The sequence below is a fragment of the Actinomadura sp. NBRC 104425 genome (assembly GCF_030269545.1).
Lineage (GTDB): Bacteria > Actinomycetota > Actinomycetes > Streptosporangiales > Streptosporangiaceae > Spirillospora > Spirillospora keratinilytica.
Genome location: NZ_BSTN01000006.1, coordinates 58994 through 77570, shown reverse-complemented (window position 1 = coordinate 77570; position 18577 = coordinate 58994). Strand labels below are relative to the sequence as shown.

Genomic DNA, 18577 nt, shown 5'->3' with positions numbered 1-18577 from the left:
GAGTGCACTCCCGGGCCCGCCGCACGGGGTGTATCTTCGCTCTGTTTTCGGCTGGTTCCCAGGGAGACTGATGGTTCGCCGTCTGGGTCTTGCGACGGCCGTGCTGGCCGCGTGCGTGACGCTGCCCTCGTCCGCCGTCGTCGACGACCGCCCGTTCGTGGACGCCGACATCACGCACCAGCTCACCGTCGCCGCCCGGGCGATGCTCGAGTACCGCACCGAGGCCCTCGTGCAGAGCGCCCGCCCGGAAGAAATGCCGACCGAGGTGCTGGGCGTGCGGATCTCCCCGGACATCGCCCGCCAGCAGCACCGGGCCGCCCGCGAACTGCAGAACCGCAGCCGCGCCCCGGTCGAGGGCGGTCCCCCGTACACCGGCGCCCGCACCAGCCTGGAGCCCGAGCGCGCCGTCCGCACCGGCGACCGCATCACCCTGGACGCCACCGAGCACACCGAGGTCCGCTACGACACGGGCAAGGTCACCCAGTCGGTGCGCCGCCGCTTCGACTTCACCGTCGACGGCCCCCAGTTCACCCTCGTCGCCGAACACGTCCGCGACCCGCAGGCCCGCCCCCTCAACGACCCCCGCCCCGAGCGCTGACCCCACCGAGCATCACCTCAGAGGGGATTGTCAGGGCCTGCTCCTAAGGTGGCCCGCATGGGGTTCCGGTCAAGCTTCACTCTCTTACGCATGGTGAAAGAGGCGCGGGAGCTCACTGATCACGCGCGTGTGCGGGAGCGTGTCGATGCGGTGTTGCGCATCATTGGATTAGGCGGCGCTTACGGCAAGGGCAGGCCGCTCGTCGACGCCTTGGAGGACGTAGCCCAAGAAGCGATCCTCCACGAAGACTTCGATCTCGCTCGACGCTTCCAGCATTTCGCCGGCTACGCCCGAGGGGACCTGTATCTCGATGTTCTGGAGAATCTCTATGACGAAAGGGCGCGGCAACATCACGAGCGATTGATGCGGCGATTGGCCGCCATGGGGGCCGAGCGGGCGGTCGCCGCGCTTGACGTCCTATGCCGTGACAAGCCCGATGCGACCGCTGCCGATGCCCGTGATCTGTTCCGCGGGATCGCGCGGTCTGTCGACTATCTGAGCATCGGAGCGGGTGAAGGCGGAACCCGGCTGCCCGTTCGGGAGCTGAGGCTGCTTCAGCAGTTCGGACGCATGGAGTTGGTTCTCAAGAACCTGCCCCGACCGGCCTCCGCCGAGGCCGCGCGGCTGATAGGTGATGTCCTGGAGGGCGGTGACGCGGGGCTGCTGGCGCAGGTGCTTGAACTGAAGGCCAGGCGGATCGGCCTCGACGCCCTGCGCGCTGCGGTGGATGACCCGGACAGCTCCGAAGGCGCCCTGCACGACTGTTTGAAGGATCAGGAGTGGATCTTCGGCGGGGTCTATGTGGCTGAGTTGGCCCGTCGCCAATACACGCCGGACACCATTCTCGACATTCCGCTCCTGCGTGGTGACGGATCCCTGAACGTGGTCGAACTCAAACGCGCCAACATCGGTGATCTGGTCATCCGGCGCAGCGGCCACCTCATGCTGGGTGCCCCGGTGCATCGCGCGGTATCCCAGGTGCAGAACTACCTGCGGACCCTGGACGAAAACCGCCAGACCATCCTTGCGAACTACGGCGTCGACACCCGCAGGGCCTCGGCGACGGTTGTGATCGGACATCCGCAGTACGTGAACAAGAGCATCACGCGCCAGGAAATCACGGAAACACTGCGCACCTACAATGCGCACATGGCGCGGATAGAAGTGATCACCTACGAGACGCTGCTGGAGTCGGCCACTCGGATGCTGGCCCTGTCGTCGGCACGGCAGGACTGCGACTTGGAGGAAGAAGCCGGAGCATGAACGAAACCCGCGCTGCGATCGAACCGCTTCTGGCCCGTCTCTGCGGAGGCGAGGTCACCGCACAAGACTACGTCGGATACTTCCGGAACGAGTACGGGGAAGAGCTCGTCTTCGCCCAGCGCCGGGGCGAGAAGACCGCCCGGCTGTGGCACAGCGACGTGAACTGGCGAATGTTCCGCGTCGATGACTATTCGATACGCCTCGACGGCCCGATGGCCGGACTGATCACTGTCGCCGACCTGACCATCAATCGTCAGGAGGCGACATGGTTGTCCGCCTGCCTGGCCGCTTCCCGCCACCTGCGCCCCGCCCGCGGTCGAGCGACCCCCGGCTGACCGCGAGAGAGCTACCCAACCAGTCCGAAACCGTCGATCCGCTCCAGACCCGAACGGTGAGCGGGTGCTCCAACCCGACGCCGACATAGACGCACAGCGTCGGATAGCCCGACGTGTCGCTGATGAGTGTGCGGGCGTCGCTGCCGACGACCAGCTTCCTGCAGCCCCGACGACCCGGTCAGGTGCCGGCGAACGGGTCGCCGAAGCTGGACAGATCGGCACCCTGAAGCCGGGCAGGGCTCCCTGACGGGGCTTCCAATGGCCGTCCATCGAGGCCGGTCGACACCGAGCGAGGAGGAGGCCCAAGGACTCGGATCGGTGCGGTGCGTGCCGGCAGAAAGAACGTCCGAGGGAGCCGGAGCCCGACGGGAAACGAACCGAGATGGAGCGCCCGGCCGCTGTGAGTGAGGCTCAATCGGGAGTGCCCACCCCGGCGTGTCTCTTGTGAGCGACTCGCAGGCGATGGTCGGCGACACGGGGGCGCGGATGTGGGGCGGACTGCCAGGTGTCGTTGGACGCTGACGCTCACTCCCGCAGCCGGTCGGCGGCCTGCTGGTACGCCTGCGCGGCCCTGGTGAAGTAGTCGCACAGGACGTCGAGCTGCTCGGGCGAGTACCCGGCGAAAATCTCCTTTGATCCGCTGCCGCGCGGGCGCCATGGCCTCGTTTAGCCCGGCGGGCCTGCCGATCGGCTCGACGAGCACCTTGCGCCGGTCGCCCGGCTCGGGCACCCGCCGGACGTAATCCGCCGCCTCCAACCGGTCGATCAGCCGGGTGGTCGGCCCGGTCGTCAGCCGTGCGGGCGTCCAGCTCGCCGGGGGTCAGCGGGACGGGGATAGATCAGCCTGTCTCGTCCTGGCGCGGTGCGACGTACGACCCGCGTCGCGGAACGGTATGGACGAGGCCGAGCTCGCGCAGGTACTCCACGGCCTTGCGCGCGGTGACTCGCGATACCTCGAACTCCTGACACAGCTGCTTTTCGCTGGGGATCGGCCGTCCCGGCTTGAGCAGCCCCGCGTCGATGCGCTTCTTGACGTGAGTGGCTATGCGCAAATACGCGGGTGCCTCATCACCGGTCGACCAGACCGGCGGGTCCACGGCGGCTCCGTCCACCGTCACAAAGCTCCCGCGTTGCGGCACCGTGTGGACGATTCCCTGTTCTCGCAGCCAGGCCACGGCGCGTCGCACGGTTTCGCGTGCGACGCCGAACTCTTTCACCAGCGCCTGCTCGCTGGGAATCGGCTGCCCAGGGCGCAACTCCCCGGACTCGATCCGGTGCCTGATGATCTTTCCGATCTGCTGGTAGATCGGCGCGACGAGTTCATGATCGGGATCCACGATCTTGAACTGTAGACGTATAGATACGTATCCGGACGTACAGGTACGTATTAAATACGTGGAATTACTAGACGTGATTAATACATGGCCACTATCCTCGGCAGAGCTTTCCTTGGCCGTCCCTCGACGCCGGTCGATGCCGGCGAACGTCGTGAGAGGAGGAGGCGTGGGGTCTCGGATCGGAGAGGTGCGTGTTGGCCGGGAGATCGTCCCGAGTGAGCTGGGGCGCGGGCCGGTGTGGTGGCCCGACGGGGACACGAACGAGCTGAGTGAGAGCGCCCGGGCGTCGTGCTTGGAGGTGATCAGGCGGGCGTACCCGGGCTGGCGCGTGTTCGTGAGCGACCGCGGGCGGTGGTGGGCGACGCGGGGGCCGCTCGGCGCGGAGCAGATGCGGGTCGGCTGCCAGGCGTCGTTGGACGCCGACACTCCGGCGCGGCTGTGCGAGTTGCTCGCCGCGGAGACCGCCCGGGACGAACAGGTGCTCGGTACGGCATGTCAGACGAGGAGGTGATCTCGGCAAATGGAGCCGGGTACGGACGACGACACCGCGCAGCCGTTGTGTCGGCTGGGCGAGGCGCTCGGGAAGTACGGGGTGCCCGTGTGGCTGCGCGTCGGTGACCAGGGAGAACACATACTGCGGGCGTCTCATCCGCGGGCGCCTCTCAGCACGGACGTCCATCTCCAATCGATCAACGGACAGGTGTGCTTTCTGTCGGAATGGGGCAGCGTCATCTGCGCGGCGGAAAATATCGCGGAGGCGGTCGCGTACGTCGTGCGGCTGCTCGGCCTGCGGGATTCTTGACGCTCAGTCATCTTTCCCGTCACGACATCGCGCTGTGTAGTCGATCGCGGCTCTGAAGGGGCGTGCAGCAGGGCAATCGTTGGCCGGAACCGGCCAAGCGGGTGCGCCGAGAAAGCAGCGAAACCGTGCGTCCCGGTCGATGTGCGGGTGGCTTCCTGTGATCCTTGAGCCGTAAACTGTCGGCGCTCTCGCAAATACGGGGTATGCGACGAAAGGGGTCGGGCATGAGCGACAAGCGGGGCGCGAGCATCGGAGCCCTCGAAGAGCTCTCCCGGATGTTCAGCAAGCACTCCAGGAACCTCGACGCCCTGATCAAGGACCTCAACGGCCGCACCGTGAGCAGCACGGAGGTCTGGTGGGGCCCCGGCGCCGACCGCTTCCGCAGCGCCTGGGCCGAGGCCAAGGCCGCGTTCGACAAGATGGCCGTCGCGCTCGAGCAGGGCAGCCAGGACATCAAGCGCGCCCAGCAGAACATCGAGGCCGCCACGCGCTGACCGCGCCCAAGGACGCGCGGGCCCCGGCCCAACCCCCCGAGGCCGGGGCCCGCGCCATGCCCGAAAGGAGGTCCAGTGAACGAGGCCGAACGTCTGCGCTTGCAGCTCGTGCTGAACCGGATCCAGGCGCTGTCGGACGAGCACTGGCACGCCTTCACCGGGCCGCTGCGGGCGATGGGCGACCACGCCTGGGTCGGCGGGGCGTCCGCCAAGCGTTTCGAGCGCGAACTGGAACGCAGCGACCGGGAGCTGCACGCGCAGCTGCGCAAGGCACTGGAACTGGTGCAGGCCGAACTGCGGCGGCCGCCGCTGTGATGGCGACGGGAGTGGCACGGGGCGATGGGGGACAACTGGCTCGGGCCGGACACCTGCGGGGTCAAGCTCGCACAGTTCGAGCAGTTGACGCGGCAGATGACGGAGGCGGCCCCGAAGCTTGAGGCACTGGCCGACCAGCTCTGGCAGTCGCTGCACGGAGCCGGGGTCAGCACCGCCCCGGCGATGGAGATCAAACGCATCGCCGCCTGGGCGGGCAAGGCCGCGGCCGACCTGCGCCGCCGCAACACCCTGGCGCACAACCTGGACCGGCAGAGGCTCGCCCTCTTGTTCAGCCGCCCGGACGGGACCTACCTCACCCTGCCCGACCGCTACACCGACCAGGTCGCCTACGCCGACGGACGGCGCGTGGCGGACCTGCTGCGCAAGGCCGCCGACCGCGACGCCGCCGCCATCGCCGCACTCGCCCGCATGAACCCCGAGGACATCACGCCTGTCTTCGCCAAGGCGCTGCTGGAGGCACTCGGCCCCGAAGAAGTGGTCCGGCTGCCGATGGACTTGGCCTCCAAGCTGGGCGGCGACATCAAACAGCAGCGCGACGGTGTGGACGCTCGGGCCCGCGAAGCCAGGCACGCCCTGGCCATCCTCGCCCGCAGTCTCGCCCTCGGCACCGACCCCGCCAAGCGCAGCGGCTACGTCGGCCAGGAGTACCTGCTGCGGCTGAACGAGATGGGCCGGGCGCACTTCCCACCCCTGAGCAAACCGCCGTACGGCATGGTGGGCTACCAGTCGCTGTCCACGCTGCTGGCCGCCGCCGGAGACGCCCGCTTCTCCTCCGAGTTCCTCTCCACGGTCGGCGGCAGCATGATCGCCTACGACCGCACGCACAAGGGCCGCCACACCTGGCCGCTGCCCGACCTCGCCGGCCGCTACGGCCTCGGCAACGCCCTCGACCCCGGGACGACCGAGGTCGTCGGCGGCGAGCGCAAGACCGACTATCTCGTCCCCCTCCTCAACGCGGCCGCCGCGTCCGGACGGGAAGGCGCTCAGCGACTGCTCGGCCAGCGCCTCTTCGGGGTCTGGATCAACGACAAGGACCGCCAGAACGCCGCCTCCAACCTGGAGTACCTGCTGCACCAGCGCCGGGCGGTCTGGGGCCTGACCGACCACGGCGACGCCCTCGGCAAGGTCATTAAGACCGCCGCCTCCGGCACCGACAAGGACTCCGAACGCATCGCCTTCGAGGCCGGCAAGCTTCTCGCCGACGACGCCCGCGAGTACTACAAGGTCGTCAAGCAGGAGGGACGCTGGCAGGTCAAGCTGGACGACGGCAAGAGGGCCGAAGCCGACGGGCTGTCGGCGCTGCGGGCGCACATGGCGGACGTGCTCGCCGCGCACATCACCAAGGTCAACGACGAGTACGGCCTGTACATCCTCGGCGCGAAGCACGGCACGACGCCGATGAGCGACGCCGACCTGGACTACCTCCTGCTGGAGCTGTCGCGGGACGCCAACGCCTTCGACAAGCTCCTCACCGCCCAGATCGCGCATGCCCAGGTGGACATCCAGAAGGCCGCCGCGACCGGCGACAGGACCCGCCTCACCGAGGCCGTCGTCGCCAACGCCCAGATCTTCGGCCACCTGATCGAAGCCCGCAACCACGCCGTCGCCGCTGAGCACGGCCGCGTCGAGGCGGTCAACAAGGCCCTCCAGGACAAGGTCGCCGGCCTGATCGGACTCATGGGAGACATAGGCGCCACCGCCACGAGCACCCGCGGCGGCCCTCTCGCGGGAATCGCCTACAACGCCCTGGTGACCAAGCAGCTGCAGAAGCTGTCCGGCCCGCTCGCCAAGCCGTTCGAGCAGAAACCCGACGACGCGGTAGACCGCCCCACCACCAACGCCGAGGCCATCGAACGCCTCTTCGGCCAAATGCTCGTGTCGGCCGTCGTCACGCAGCGCCGCATCGATCTCGAAGAGATCAAAGGGAGATCCTTCGCCACCGACGACGATCCGCCGCGGATTCGTCCGTTGGAGTCGCTGACGCCGAGGCAATACGACGAGCTGCTCAACTGGATGAGCGATCGATTCGGTATCTACGACCTGCAGGAGCGTGCGGGCGGAGCCGCCGACCGCGGCGCCAAACAGTTGTCCGGTCATTACCGCACTGACGACGGACGGTTCAACGTTCTTCCGAGTGGACAGCGATGATGGCCACGTCCCGGCATTCCATTGCACTGCTTTCCTGCATGGCGGTGGCTCTGACGGCGTGTACGGGTGAGCCGGAGACGCAACCGACGGCACAGCCCGACCTGCGGCCAGTCCACGACGTCGCGCCGTATCTGTGCGACCTCGTGCCGGAGACGGAGTTCCGGCGGGTCACGGGTCTGACCATGCCGCTGGACGACCAGCGGGAAGGTCCGCAGACCAGCACGGGCACCTGCGTCGCGCATGCGGCAGGAAGGCAGCCTCCCCTGGGCGTCCAATGGGACTTTGAAGACGGGGACGAAGTGCTGCGACGGAACGAACCGTCGAATCCCGGTAGTGCGCACAGGCTGCCCGCGGATATGGGTATAGGATTCGCCAGGCGGGACAGCATCACGCCTCGCCCCAACTACGTGATCAGTTTGTTCCGGTGTGGAGATAAGCGGCCGTGGTTGCGGCTCGACTTCGCGCCGGTGGTGCGGGGGCGGGATGCGGTGCAGGACATGTTCGCCTTCATGCGGATCGCGCAGAAGCGGTTCGGACAGATCCACAAGTGCGAGCCGAGGCCGTCATGACACAGCAGCAGGACGGTTTCCGTCCGGTCGACACTGCCGAACTGGGGCAGCGCATCAGAGGGGCGGTATGGGGCACGGCAGCCACCGGGGCGCTGGGCGTGTGGAACTATTTCCCGGCGGAGAAGGCCGTCGACCACAGCCGGAAATGGGCGGACGTCGAAAAGCTTGATGTCGGCGATGTGGTCACCCTCGTTTTCGCGTCCGGCTTCGCCGCCGCCACTGTGGCGTGCCTGGTGCTCGGGTTGGTCGCCAGCGCCGAAGGAACGCGCAACATCTCACGGCCGGCGGTGGCATTCGGCCTGTTCGCCCTGGTGGCGTACACATGGCTGCTGTTCACCGTCGAGGAGGTCTACGAACGCCCCGGCGCCGCGCTCGGCGTGCCGATCCTCATCGCCTACGTGGTGGTGTTCCTCACCGTGGCGGCGGGCAGGCCCGAGCCGAAGGAACGCAAGAAGCTCGCGCGGCAGCAGAGCTGGATGGACAAGGACTTCGGGACGGTCGACAGACGCTTCCGCCCGTAGCCGCGCGGGTCTGCCCCCGGCCCCGCGGGTCAGCGTTCGTCGCCGGTCAACGGGGGCGGCAGGGCCACCTGGATTTGGGTGGTGACGCCGGTGGCCACGAACAGGCCGCGGCCGGTGAGGCCGCCCAAGGGGGCGTTGCGGGGCAGGCGCAGGCCGAACAGCTCGCCGCTGTCGGGGGAGTCCACCGACAGCAGGACGCCGGAGCGGGAGCGGCGGGTGTCGGAGAGGAAGCCGCGGTAGCCGCGGCCCAGGTCTTCGGTGGTGCCGCCGATGACGACGGCGTGCTCGCCGTCGCGGGCGGTGCGCAGGACGCCGCACAGGGCGTCGTCGAGGTCCGTTTCGTCGAGCAGTTCGGCGTCGTCCACCACCACGACGTAGCGGTGCTCCTCGCCGATGGCCTCGGCGAGGTCGTCGGAGTCGGCGTCGGCCGACAGGACGCCGAGGACGCCCGGGCGGCCCGCCAGCTGCCGCAAAGGCGAGCGGCGGGGGGCGATGAGCACGACCGGGGTCAAACCGCCGCCCACCGACGGGTCCAGCAGCGAGTGGACGATCGTCCGCAGCGTGGTGGAGCGGCCGGAGCGGGGCGGGCCCGCCACGACGAAGCCGGGGCCCTCGTTGAGCAGGTCGATGCCGACGGGCGACAGCGTGTCGCCGCCCACGCCGACCAGGGCCCACAGCGCGGACGGCGCCAGGAACTCGGGGTCGAGGGCCATCGCCTCGCGGTAGGTGACGCGGACGGGCAGCTCGTCCACGTGGATGGGGCGCTGTTTGCGGGGCAGCCGGCCGTAGCGGGTGACGCAGGCGCGTGCGATGTCCTGGAGCGCGGCCACTTGGGCGGTGCCGGACGGGTCGTCGCCGAGCAGGCCGATCTGCGACTCGCGCACGGGCAGCCCGGGGCCGACGGCCTCCAGGGCGCGGCCGGGCGGCATGGCGGCGGGGATCTGCCTCTCCTGCAGGCCCGCGTACCCGTAGTCGTTGGGGTCGGCCATGCGCAGGACGAGGCGGCGGTCGAAGACGGTGGCGACCTGCCCGGACAGCCCGGAGCGGTCGCCGGTGAACACCGCGCGCAGGCCGACCGAGGCGCCCTCGCGCAGCAGGCGGATCAGGGCGTCCACCAGGCGGCCGTAGTCGTAGTTCTCGAACGCGGCGACGAACCCCTCCCAGCGGTCCAGCAGGAGCAGCATCCAGGGCAGGCGGTCGGCGGCGGCCACGGCGGCGCGCTGCTCGGACAGGGACGCGAAACCCGCCTCGGCCAGCAGCTGCTGGCGGCGGGACACCTCCGCGGAGAGCGCCGCGATGAGGCGTTCGACGCGGTCGAGCTGGTCGCGGCCCACCACGGCCCCGCAGTGCGGCAGTGAGACGAGCGGGAGCAGCGCGTTGGCGCCGCAGTCGATGGCGTACAGGTGCGCGTCGTAGGGGGAGCACGCCCCGGCCAGGGAGCCCGCGATGGTGCGCAGCGCGGTGGACCGGCCCGACCGGGCGGACCCGGCGATGTACAGGTGGCCGCCGGACGTCAGGTCCAGCGTGAGCGCCTCGCGCGACTGGACCGCGGGCAGGTCGGTGATGCCGAACGGGAGGGGCGGCACGTCCACCACGGAGCCGCCGGCGGCCGTGCGGGGCGTGAGCTTGACCTTGTCCGGCAGCGGGTTCAGCCAGGGCGACGGCTGCCGGTCGATACCGGCGCGGCGCGCGGCCTCGTCCACGGCTTCGACGAGTGCGGCCAGATCCGTGACGCCGGGTGCATCGTCCAGGGGTTCGCGGGGCTCGGGCAGGGGGCGGCCCAGCCCCTGCCAGGGGACCGGAACGACGGTCGGGGCGGACGCGGCGACGCTCCCGGGGCGGCGCCCCCCGATACGGGCGGTCTGCACGGGGTACGGCTCGGACGCGCCGGAGCGCACATAGCAGCGCCCCGGGATCGACTTGGGGATGGTGGCGGCGTCGGGGGCGTCCAGCACGTCGGTGGACTCGTCCGGGTCGGTGACGCGCAGCGCAATGCGCAGGTTGGTGTTGGCGCGGATGTCGGCCGTGACCACCCCCGCGGGCCGCTGCGTGGCCAGGATCAGGTGCACGCCCAGGGAGCGCCCCCTGCGCCCGATGTCGACCAGGCCCGCCACGAAGTCGGGCAGTTCCGTCACCAACGCGGCGAACTCGTCGATGACCAGGACGAGCCGGGGCAGCGTGCCGCCGCCGCCCTCGTGGTAGTCGTCGATGTCCTTCGCCCCGGCGCCCAGCAGGATCTCCTCGCGGCGGCGCAACTCCGCCGACAGCGACTCGAGTGCGCGCTCGGTGGCGTGCCCGTCCAGGTCCGTGACCATGCCGACGGTGTGGGGGAGCCGGGCGCAGTCCTTGAACGCGGCCCCGCCCTTGTAGTCGATGAGCACGAACGTCATCTCGTCCGGGCGGTTGGCCACCGCCAAAGACGCGATGAGCGTCTGCAGGAGCTCCGACTTGCCCGCACCCGTGGTTCCGGCGATCAGCCCGTGGGGGCCGTCCGTGCGCAGGTCGAGTTCGTACGGCCCGTCCGGGCCGATGCCTATGGGCACGCGCGTGGTGCGGCCGCCGGTGCGGTGCCAGGCCTCGAGCACGTGCTTGGCGGACGGGTCCGGCATGTCGATCAGGTCCAGCAGCCGGGCCGAGGCGGGGATGGCGTCTTCGGCGTCCTCGCGCGACACGTCCCGCACGGGGGCGAGGGCGCGCCCGACGCGGTCGGCCCACGCGGCAGACACCTGGTCCGCCAGGACCGGGCCGAGCGCGTCCAGCCCCTGCCCGCGCAGCCGCAGGGTGTGGGGCCCGTCCCAGGCCGCCACGGCGGTGCACTCCTCCGGCAGCAGCCGCTCCTCGTCGTCCACGCAGATCGCGTACAGGCCGTACTCGGCGCCGCGGGACAGCAGCATCGGCATGCCGGGGACGCGGCGCAGCGCCCGCGCCCCGTCCAGCACGACGAGGATGTTGTACGGGACGGCGTCGCCGGGCGGCCGGTCCTGGCCGAAGAACGAGGACGACGCCTGCGCGGCGCGGCGGCGTTCGGTGACGCGGATGGCCAGCTCGGTGACGCGGTGCGCCACCGACTCGGGGTCGCTGCCCACCAGCGCCACGCACTCCTCGCCCTCGCGCGGCGCGCAGTGCGGCAGCCAGCGCACCCAGTTCCAGTTCTCCGCGGCGCGTTCGGCCTCGTCGGCGCACAGCACGACGATGGCCAGGTCGCGGGGGCTGTGCAGGGCGGCGGCCTGCGCCACCAGCCAGCGGGCCAGGCCGCGCGAGGCCGTCCGCGGGCCGGTCAGGCCGATCACGCCGAGGTCGGGCAGCGGCAGCGCGACCGGCACCAGCCGCGCCGCGGGGACGTCGATGCCGTCGGTCTCGCCGACCAGCTCCACGCGGGCGGGCAGGTCCGCCAGGCCGACGCGCAGGTGCAGCGTGTCGGCGTCGGTGACGCGCCGCTCCCACAGACGGCGGCGCGGACCGGTCGCGGTGAGCAGCACCTCGGCCGGGTCGGGGTGCAGGGCGCGGCGCTCCTGCTGGTCGGCGCGGCACAGCCGGTCCAGCTCGCCGTCGAACTCGGCGGCCTTGCGCTGGTACTCGCGCAGCGCCTTCTTGTACGACTTGCGGCCGTGCATGCGGTCGCCGATCCACTCCCCGACCGTCATCACCGGCCAGGCCAGCGCGAACAGCGCCCACCACCACTGGCGCAGCGCCACCGCCATGACAAGGCCGAACGCCGAGAACAGCAGCGCGCCGAACAGCCGCAGCCGCTCGCGCGGGTTGCGTTCGGGACGCTTGGGCACCTCCAGCCGCCGGGGCGGCGGGGCCGGGTGCAGGCGGGGCGGGCGGTTGAACGCCAGCCCGCCGCCCGGCATCCGCTCCAGGTGGGTGTCGGGCGCGGCGGCCGGGGCGAGCGACAGCACGGTGGCGCCGACGGCCAGCAGCGCGCCGGGCTCCCACACCGCGGACTCGCCGTCCTGGTCGAGCGGCGCGCCGTCGAGCACCGCGGTCGCCGACGCGGCCACGCGGACGGTCTGGCGGTCGACGGTCACCCGCAGCGCGACGGCGGGCACGGCGGGGTCGTCCACGCGGACGTCCACGTCGTCGCCCGAGCCCAGGGTGGCCACGCCCGGCCCGAGCCGGTGCACCGAGCCCGCGGCGGGTCCGCCCACCACGCGGACCTCCACCGTGCCGGTCGGCTCGGCCAGCACGGTCGCGGCGGCCGTGCGCTGCTCGACGGCAACGACGGCGCCCTCGCGCAGCTCCCGCACGGCCTGCGCCTTGGGATCGAGCATGCGGCCGTCCAGCCATAGCGCGGGCCGCGTGCCGCCGCCCGACGCCGCGCCCGCCGCCGCGCCCGCCGCCGGAACACCCGCCGCCGGAACACCCGCCGCCGGAACGGTCGGCGTCGCGGCGGCCGCGGCACGGGCGGCTTTCGAAAAACGCGGCACCATGGGAATCGGCTGCTCATTCGCCGTCGTATTGGCGTCCGGCTTGGCGTCCGGGCCGGCGTCCAGGGCCGCGGAAAGGGAGCGGGCGACGCTGTCGACCGTCGCGTCCGAATCGACGTCGACGATCACGTCGCGGGAGCCCCGGCCGGTCAGCGCCGTGAACGAGATCCGCATACAGAGCCCCTCCGTCGTGCCCCGCCGCCGGTCAGAGATTACCCACCCGCGTTCCGCCGGGTTTCGGCGGCCGCGCGGTGGCGCCGGATCCCAGCATGCGCCATTTCGCCCGGCCCGACCTGCGATTTCCCGAACGCAGTCAGCGATCTTGGTGACTTCGGGTAAGTGCCCAAGTGGCCGGAGAATCGGCTGGTCATCACGGTGCGTGCGGTTACGGAGCGGCTTCACCTAGCAGAATCCATTGACGTGACCTCGCCCGTCCCGCAAGCATGGATCGCTCGGGCATGCCGTGCCGGGCGATCCGCCAGGGCGAGAGCGGCGGAATCCATGCGCAGGACGGGGCACCGAATCGCGGGCGGGACCCGAGGGGGCGGGCGCCCGCCGGGGCGGGAAGGAGCACGTGGCGAGTGCGATGAAGAGCAACCAGTCGGCCGTCGCGAGCGGGACGACCGGCGCCGGCGCCGCGGCCGGGCTCGGCCGGTCCGGTCTCGGCGCGTCCGGCGGGCAGCGCCTTCCGTCCGCGCCGCGCGAACGCAAGCCCGCGCTGGCCGCCCTGGCCGTGCTCCTGATCCTCGGCGGTGCGCTGACCAGCGCGTATCTGGTGATGGCCAGCGGCCAGCGGGTGTCGGCCATCCGGATCGCCCAGCCGGTCGCGGCCGGGCAGCGCATCCCGGCCGCCGCGCTGGAGGAGGTGCAGATCGGCGACACCGGCGTGGCGTACATCGCCTGGTCCGAGCGGCTGCGGGTGACGCAGGCGTACGCGGCCGTGCCGCTGGTCAAGGGCGCCCTGCTCACCAACGAGATGGTCAGCCGGGGCGACGACGCCGCGCGCGGCCGCGTGGTGGTGGGGCTGGCGCTCAAACCCGGCCAGTTCCCCGCCCGGGGCCTGGAATCCGGCAAACGCGTGGCGCTGTACGCGGTCGGCGGCGCCGACGGCGGGCCGCGCGCGGGCACGGTGCTGTCCACCAACGCGATCGTCCTCGGCGTGGGCGGCGGCACCTCCGACCGGCTGCGCGACGATTTGACGTCGGTGGACGTGGCGGTCGCGCCGGGCGAGGCCGCGCTGGTCACCCAGGCCGCCTCAGCGGGCACCGTCGCCGTCGGCCTCGTCCCGGACGGCACGCAGGTGGGGTCCGCGCCGGCGGCCGCACCCGAACGCACCAGCCAGTCCTCGCCGAACACGGGAGGCACGCAGTCCCCCGCGGCCGGCGACGGCGGGCAGAGCCCGCTGCCCGACCCGGCCGACAGCCGGCAGGGCGGGCAGTCGGGCGGCCGGCAGTCGGGCGGGCAGCAGCGGTCGTCCGGCACGGGCGGGAACTGACCGTGGCACTCATCGCGCTCGCGGCCGACAAGGGGGCGCCGGGGGTCACCACCTCCGCCGTCGCCCTCGGCGCCGTGTGGCCCCGGCCGGTGCTCGTCGCCGAATGCGACCAGGCCGGCGGCGACCTGGTGTACCGGCTGCCCGCGGCGTCCGGCGACGGCGACGACTCCCGCACCGGCATGCTCAACCCGTCGCGCGGCCTGCTCAGCCTGGCCGCCACCGCCCGCCGCGGCCTGCGCCCCGACCAGATCGCCGAGCACTGCCAGCGGCTGGTCGGCGGCCTGGACGTGCTGGTCGGCATCACCAACGCCGAGCAGGCCCGGGGCATGACCTGGCTGTGGGGCCCGCTGGCCCGGGCGTTCGCCGGGCTCGCCCCCGTCGACGTGCTCGCCGACTGCGGACGGCTCGGCGCCGGCACCCCGCTGCTCGATTTGATCCGCGCGTCCGACATGCTCGTGCTGTTCACCCGCGCCACCCTCGAACAGGTCGCCCACCTGCGCGAACGCATCGCGGCGCTGGCGGGCGAACTGCGCGGCGGCGGCCCGCCGATCGGCGTCGTCGTGCTGGCCGACCCGCGCGACTTCCGCGCCTCCATCAACGAGGTCGACCGGATCGTCACCAGCGCCCATCGGCGGCTGCGCGCCGAGGCGGCCGAGGGCGGCGCCCCGCCGCCCCCGCCGGTGTCGGTGCTGGGCGGCCTCGCGCTCGACCCCAAGGGCGCCGAGCTGCTGGCGGGCCGGTGGGGCGGCCGGCTCGGCCGGTCCCTGCTGATCCGCTCGGCCCGCGAGATCGCCGGCACGCTCGCCGCCCGCGTCACCGCGCCGGGCTCCGACGCCCCCTACGCCCACGGTCCCGCAGGCGCCGCCCAGCCGGCCCCGCCCGGCGGCCGGGGCCCGGCGGCCCCGATCGACCCGCAGCTTCAGGAGGGGAGGCTCTAGGTGGATCACGCACTGGTCAAACGGCTGCGCCAGGAAGTGGGCGACCGGCTCGCCCAGCAGCGCCGGCTCGACGCGGCCGCCGGGCTGCCCCCCATGTCCGGCGAGGACGAGCGGCAGTTCGCGCGGGCGCTGATCGGCCAGGTGCTGGAGGAGTACGCGCGCGGCGAGATCACCGCGGGCCGCCGTCCGCCCAACGCCGAAGAGGAGGAGGCGCTGGCGGCGGGCGTGCACGCCGCGCTGTTCGGCGTGGGCCGCCTGCAGCCGCTGCTGGAGGACCCCGAGATCGAGAACATCGACATCAACGGCTGCGACCGGGTGTTCATCGGGTACGCCGACGGCCGCGAGGTCATGGGCGAGCCGGTGGCCGACTCCGACGAGGAACTGATCGAGCTGATCCAGATCCTGGCCGCCTACAGCGGGCTGTCGTCGCGCCCGTTCGACACCGCCAACCCGCAGCTGGACCTGCGGCTGCCCGACGGCTCGCGGCTGTCGGCGGTGATGGACGTCACGGTGCGGCCCGCGCTGTCGATCCGCCGCGCCCGCCTCGCCAAGGTGTTCCTGTCCGACCTGGTCGGCAACGGCACGCTGAGCGAGGAGCTGGCCCGGTTCTTCAGCGCCGCCGTGGCCGCCCGCAAGAACATCATGATCGCCGGGGCGACCAATGCGGGCAAGACCACGCTGCTGCGCGCCCTGGCCAACGAGATCCCGCCGCACGAACGGCTCATCACCGTCGAACGCGCCCTGGAGCTCGGCCTGGACGCCTTCCCCGAGCTGCACCCCAACGTCGTGGCGTTCGAGCAGCGGCTGCCCAACTCCGAGGGGCAGGGCGCGATCTCCATGGCCGAGCTGGTGCGCCGGTCGCTGCGCATGAACCCCTCGCGGGTCATCGTCGGCGAGGTGCTCGGCGACGAGATCGTGACCATGCTGAACGCGATGACGCAGGGCAACGACGGGTCGCTGTCGACCATCCACGCCAACTCCTCGATGGAGGTCTTCAACCGCATCGCCACCTACGCCATCCAGGCGGAGGAGCGCCTGCCGGTGGAGGCCACCCACATGCTGATCGCGGGCGCCATCGACTTCGTGGTGTTCATCGAAAAGCGCAACGACTACGCCAACGGCGGGCGGCTGCGCCGGTTCGTCTCCAGCGTCCGCGAGGTCACCGGCGTCGACCAGCGGGTGCTGTCGTCGGAGGTGTTCGCGCTGGGCCGCGACGGCGTCGCCGTCCCCGCCGCCCCCATCGCCTGCGCCGACGACCTGGCCCGGCACGGCTACGACACTTCCCTGGGAGGCCAGTGGTGACCCCCGCGCCGAGGGGAGGTGGGTGAGGTGTACTCGCCGGACGTCCTGCTCGCCGTCCTCGCGGGCGCGGCGGTCGGCGGCGGGCTGCTGCTGCTCGTCGCCGCGATCCGCGGGCTGCCTGCCCGGCCGGGGCCGGCGCGCGGCGGGCGCCGCGAGGAACTGGTCCGCACGCTGACCACGCGGGGCGCCGCGGCGGCCGTCGCGGGCGCGGGCGTGCTGGTGGTGACACGCTGGCCGATCGGCGCGGTGGGCGCCGCCGCGCTGGTGCTGGCGTGGAACAGCCTGGCGGGCGGGGCCGCGGAGGAGCGGCGCGGCATCGCGCGGCTGGAGGCGCTGGCCGCCTGGACCGAGTCGCTGCGCGACACGATCGCCGGGGCGGTCGGCCTGGAGCAGGCCATCCCCGCGTCGCTGCGGGTGGCGTCCCCGGTGCTGCGCCGGCCGCTGGAGACGCTGGTGGACCGGCTGCACACCCGCGTCCCCATGCCCGAGGCGCTGCGCCGCTTCGCCGACGACCTGGACGACCCGTCCGCCGACCTGGTGATCGCCGCGCTGATCCTCAACGCGCGGCTGCGCGGCCCCGGGCTGCGCGACATGCTCACCGCGCTGGCCGCGTCCGCCCGCGCCGAGCTGGACATGCGCCGCCGCGTCGAGGCCGACCGGCGCTCCACCCGCCGCAGCGTCCGCATCGTCGTCGGCGTGTCCGTCGGCACGGCCCTCGGCCTGGCCGTCTTCAACCACGACTACGTGCGGCCCTACGACGACTTCCTCGGGCAGCTGGTGCTGACGCTGGTGATCGGCCTGTACGGGGTGGGGTTCGTGTGGCTGCGGCGGCTGTCCCGGCACGAGATGCCCGAACGGTTCCTGACCAGGTCCCGCACGGCGCAGCCGGGCGTCCCCGGCGAGGTGCCGACCACGGTGGCGGCGTGGCGGGCGGGCGGCTCGTCCGGTGACGGCGCGGTGCTGCGCGGACGGCACGCGATGGACGCCGGCGGAGGGGGATCGGCATGACGGGAGACGGCATGACGGGCCCGCTGCTCGCGGGGGCCGTGGTCGGCGTCGGGCTGTACCTGCTGGTGCGGGCGCTGTTCCCGCCGCGTCCCGGGCTGGCGGTGCGGCTGGCCGCCTTCGACGCGGCCCGCCGCCGCGACCAAGAGGACGCCGCCCGGCGCATGTCGCCGACCCTGGAGAGGGTCGGCGGGCTGCGCGCCCGCATCGGCCGCGAGCTGGTGCGGCTGTGCGAGGCGCGCGGCTGGCGGCTGCAGTCGGTGCGCGCCGACCTGGCCATCACGGGGCGCTCCCTGGAGGCGTTCCTGGCCACCAAGTTCCTGCTGCCCGCCGCGGCGCTGCTGTTCATCCCGGTGGTCGCGGGGTACTTCGCGCTGCTGGGCGCCGGGGTGTCGTTCCAGGTCCCGGTGTGGATCTGCGTGCTGTTCGCGGTGCTGTTCTTCTTCTTCCCCGACATGCAGCTCAAGGAGGAGGCGCGGGCGCGGCGGCAGGACTTCCGGCACGTCGTCGGCGCGTTCCTGGACCTGGTGTCGATGAACCTGGCGGGCGGGCGCGGCGTGCCCGAGGCGCTGGTGACCGCCTCCAACGTCGGCGAGGGCTGGGCGATGCTGCGCATCCGCGACGCGGTGGCCGCCGCCCGCATCACCGGGCAGACGCCTTGGCAGGCGCTCGGCCGCCTCGGCGACGAGCTGGACATCGACGAGCTGCGCGACCTGTCGGGCGCGCTGGCGCTGGTCGCCGACGACGGGGCGCAGGTCCGCAAGTCGCTGGCGGCGCGCGCCGCGTCCATGCGCAGCCGGGAGCTGTCGGAGCTGGAGGGCAAGGCCGGGGAGCGGTCCCAGTCGATGCTCGTCGCCCAGCTCCTGCTGTGCGCCGCGTTCCTGATCTTCCTGGCCTATCCCGCGGTGATGCGGGTCATGGCCGCCTGACGATGCCGCCCGACGATGCCGCCCGAAGATGACCGCCCGACGATTTCCGACGACCCACCGTCCCTGCCCGACCCA

Annotated in this window: 18 protein-coding genes; 15 read left to right on the top strand and 3 right to left on the bottom strand. The window is 72.1% G+C overall.

Annotation, left to right across the window (positions count from 1 at the left end; translation table 11 throughout):
• Positions 1 to 70 precede the first annotated feature (70 nt).
• The 3 genes from QSK22_RS11735 to QSK22_RS11725 all read left to right on the top strand — a co-directional run bounded on the left by QSK22_RS11735 (position 71) and on the right by QSK22_RS11725 (position 2196).
• Positions 71 to 598 carry a hypothetical protein gene (locus tag QSK22_RS11735; protein WP_285494120.1) on the top strand — a complete coding sequence of 176 codons (528 nt, stop codon included), beginning with the start codon at positions 71 to 73 and terminating at the stop codon, positions 596 to 598.
• 90 nt (positions 599 to 688) lie between these two features.
• Positions 689 to 1861 carry a Shedu anti-phage system protein SduA domain-containing protein gene (locus QSK22_RS11730; protein WP_285494119.1) on the top strand — a complete coding sequence of 391 codons (1173 nt, stop codon included), beginning with the start codon at positions 689 to 691 and terminating at the stop codon, positions 1859 to 1861.
• Complete coding sequence (locus QSK22_RS11725) at positions 1858 to 2196, top strand: hypothetical protein (RefSeq protein WP_285494118.1); 339 nt, start codon at positions 1858 to 1860, stop codon at positions 2194 to 2196. Before QSK22_RS11730 ends, QSK22_RS11725 begins: the two co-directional genes overlap by 4 nt.
• A 178-nt stretch (positions 2197 to 2374) precedes the next feature.
• On the opposite strand, the gene QSK22_RS11720 is transcribed toward QSK22_RS11725, so the two are convergent.
• Together QSK22_RS11720 and QSK22_RS11715 are read right to left on the bottom strand one after the other, a co-directional pair.
• On the bottom strand, positions 2375 to 2953 hold the full coding sequence (locus tag QSK22_RS11720; RefSeq protein WP_285494117.1) for a helix-turn-helix domain-containing protein: 579 nt from the start codon (positions 2951 to 2953) through the stop codon (positions 2375 to 2377).
• A gap of 82 nt (positions 2954 to 3035) precedes the next feature.
• Positions 3036 to 3533: a GntR family transcriptional regulator gene (locus QSK22_RS11715; protein WP_285494116.1), complete on the bottom strand. Its 498-nt coding sequence runs from the start codon at positions 3531 to 3533 to the stop codon at positions 3036 to 3038.
• A gap of 166 nt (positions 3534 to 3699) precedes the next feature.
• Between QSK22_RS11715 and QSK22_RS11710 the strand changes: the two genes are divergently transcribed.
• The 7 genes from QSK22_RS11710 to QSK22_RS11680 all read left to right on the top strand — a co-directional run bounded on the left by QSK22_RS11710 (position 3700) and on the right by QSK22_RS11680 (position 8403).
• Positions 3700 to 4044 (top strand): hypothetical protein, encoded by a 345-nt coding sequence (locus QSK22_RS11710; RefSeq protein ID WP_285494115.1) that lies wholly within the window; start codon positions 3700 to 3702, stop codon positions 4042 to 4044.
• Positions 4045 to 4053: 9 nt separating this feature from the next.
• Complete coding sequence (locus QSK22_RS11705; protein WP_285494114.1) at positions 4054 to 4335, top strand: hypothetical protein; 282 nt, start codon at positions 4054 to 4056, stop codon at positions 4333 to 4335.
• A gap of 224 nt (positions 4336 to 4559) precedes the next feature.
• The gene (locus tag QSK22_RS11700; RefSeq protein ID WP_285494113.1) at positions 4560 to 4829 is read left to right on the top strand and encodes a WXG100 family type VII secretion target; all 270 of its coding nucleotides are present in this window, start codon (positions 4560 to 4562) and stop codon (positions 4827 to 4829) included.
• A 75-nt stretch (positions 4830 to 4904) separates the two neighbouring features.
• Entirely contained in the window at positions 4905 to 5144 is a 240-nt protein-coding gene (locus QSK22_RS11695; protein WP_285494112.1) for a hypothetical protein, read from the top strand.
• 24 nt (positions 5145 to 5168) lie between these two features.
• Positions 5169 to 7313, top strand: coding sequence for a hypothetical protein (locus QSK22_RS11690; RefSeq protein ID WP_285494111.1), 2145 nt, complete (start codon positions 5169 to 5171; stop codon positions 7311 to 7313).
• Between the two features lie 38 nt (positions 7314 to 7351).
• Entirely contained in the window at positions 7352 to 7882 is a 531-nt protein-coding gene (locus tag QSK22_RS11685) for a hypothetical protein (RefSeq protein ID WP_285494110.1), read from the top strand.
• A complete protein-coding gene (locus tag QSK22_RS11680) occupies positions 7879 to 8403 on the top strand; it encodes a hypothetical protein (RefSeq protein WP_285494109.1) in 525 nt (174 codons plus the stop codon). Before QSK22_RS11685 ends, QSK22_RS11680 begins: the two co-directional genes overlap by 4 nt.
• A gap of 29 nt (positions 8404 to 8432) precedes the next feature.
• On the opposite strand, the gene QSK22_RS11675 is transcribed toward QSK22_RS11680, so the two are convergent.
• Complete coding sequence (locus QSK22_RS11675; RefSeq protein WP_285494108.1) at positions 8433 to 13007, bottom strand: FtsK/SpoIIIE domain-containing protein; 4575 nt, start codon at positions 13005 to 13007, stop codon at positions 8433 to 8435.
• 400 nt (positions 13008 to 13407) lie between these two features.
• On the opposite strand from QSK22_RS11675, the gene QSK22_RS11670 reads away from it, so the two are divergent.
• From QSK22_RS11670 to QSK22_RS11650, 5 genes are read left to right on the top strand one after another with little or no spacing between them, the layout of a single operon-like run.
• Positions 13408 to 14328 carry a hypothetical protein gene (locus tag QSK22_RS11670; RefSeq protein WP_285494107.1) on the top strand — a complete coding sequence of 307 codons (921 nt, stop codon included), beginning with the start codon at positions 13408 to 13410 and terminating at the stop codon, positions 14326 to 14328.
• Positions 14329 to 14330: 2 nt separating this feature from the next.
• The gene (locus tag QSK22_RS11665) at positions 14331 to 15266 is read left to right on the top strand and encodes a hypothetical protein (protein ID WP_285494106.1); all 936 of its coding nucleotides are present in this window, start codon (positions 14331 to 14333) and stop codon (positions 15264 to 15266) included.
• On the top strand, positions 15267 to 16568 hold the full coding sequence (locus QSK22_RS11660) for a TadA family conjugal transfer-associated ATPase (RefSeq protein ID WP_285494105.1): 1302 nt from the start codon (positions 15267 to 15269) through the stop codon (positions 16566 to 16568).
• Between the two features lie 27 nt (positions 16569 to 16595).
• Positions 16596 to 17576, top strand: coding sequence for a type II secretion system F family protein (locus QSK22_RS11655; RefSeq protein ID WP_285494104.1), 981 nt, complete (start codon positions 16596 to 16598; stop codon positions 17574 to 17576).
• Positions 17573 to 18502, top strand: a complete 930-nt coding sequence (locus tag QSK22_RS11650; protein ID WP_285494103.1) for a type II secretion system F family protein — start codon at positions 17573 to 17575, stop codon at positions 18500 to 18502. The genes QSK22_RS11655 and QSK22_RS11650 overlap by 4 nt, the downstream gene beginning before the upstream one ends.
• Positions 18503 to 18577 lie beyond the last annotated feature (75 nt).

Excerpts from the sequence above, each read along its gene's own strand:
- QSK22_RS11735 (WP_285494120.1), top strand. The coding sequence starts at position 71 with ATGGTTCGCCGTCTGGGTCTTGCGACGGCCGTGCTGGCCGCGTGCGTG.
- QSK22_RS11730 (WP_285494119.1), top strand. The coding sequence starts at position 689 with ATGGTGAAAGAGGCGCGGGAGCTCACTGATCACGCGCGTGTGCGGGAG.
- QSK22_RS11725 (WP_285494118.1), top strand. The coding sequence starts at position 1,858 with ATGAACGAAACCCGCGCTGCGATCGAACCGCTTCTGGCCCGTCTCTGC.
- QSK22_RS11705 (WP_285494114.1), top strand. The coding sequence starts at position 4,054 with ATGGAGCCGGGTACGGACGACGACACCGCGCAGCCGTTGTGTCGGCTG.
- QSK22_RS11700 (WP_285494113.1), top strand. The coding sequence starts at position 4,560 with ATGAGCGACAAGCGGGGCGCGAGCATCGGAGCCCTCGAAGAGCTCTCC.
- QSK22_RS11690 (WP_285494111.1), top strand. The coding sequence starts at position 5,169 with ATGGGGGACAACTGGCTCGGGCCGGACACCTGCGGGGTCAAGCTCGCA.
- QSK22_RS11685 (WP_285494110.1), top strand. The coding sequence starts at position 7,352 with ATGGCGGTGGCTCTGACGGCGTGTACGGGTGAGCCGGAGACGCAACCG.
- QSK22_RS11680 (WP_285494109.1), top strand. The coding sequence starts at position 7,879 with ATGACACAGCAGCAGGACGGTTTCCGTCCGGTCGACACTGCCGAACTG.
- QSK22_RS11675 (WP_285494108.1), bottom strand. The coding sequence starts at position 13,007 with ATGCGGATCTCGTTCACGGCGCTGACCGGCCGGGGCTCCCGCGACGTG.
- QSK22_RS11650 (WP_285494103.1), top strand. The coding sequence starts at position 17,573 with ATGACGGGAGACGGCATGACGGGCCCGCTGCTCGCGGGGGCCGTGGTC.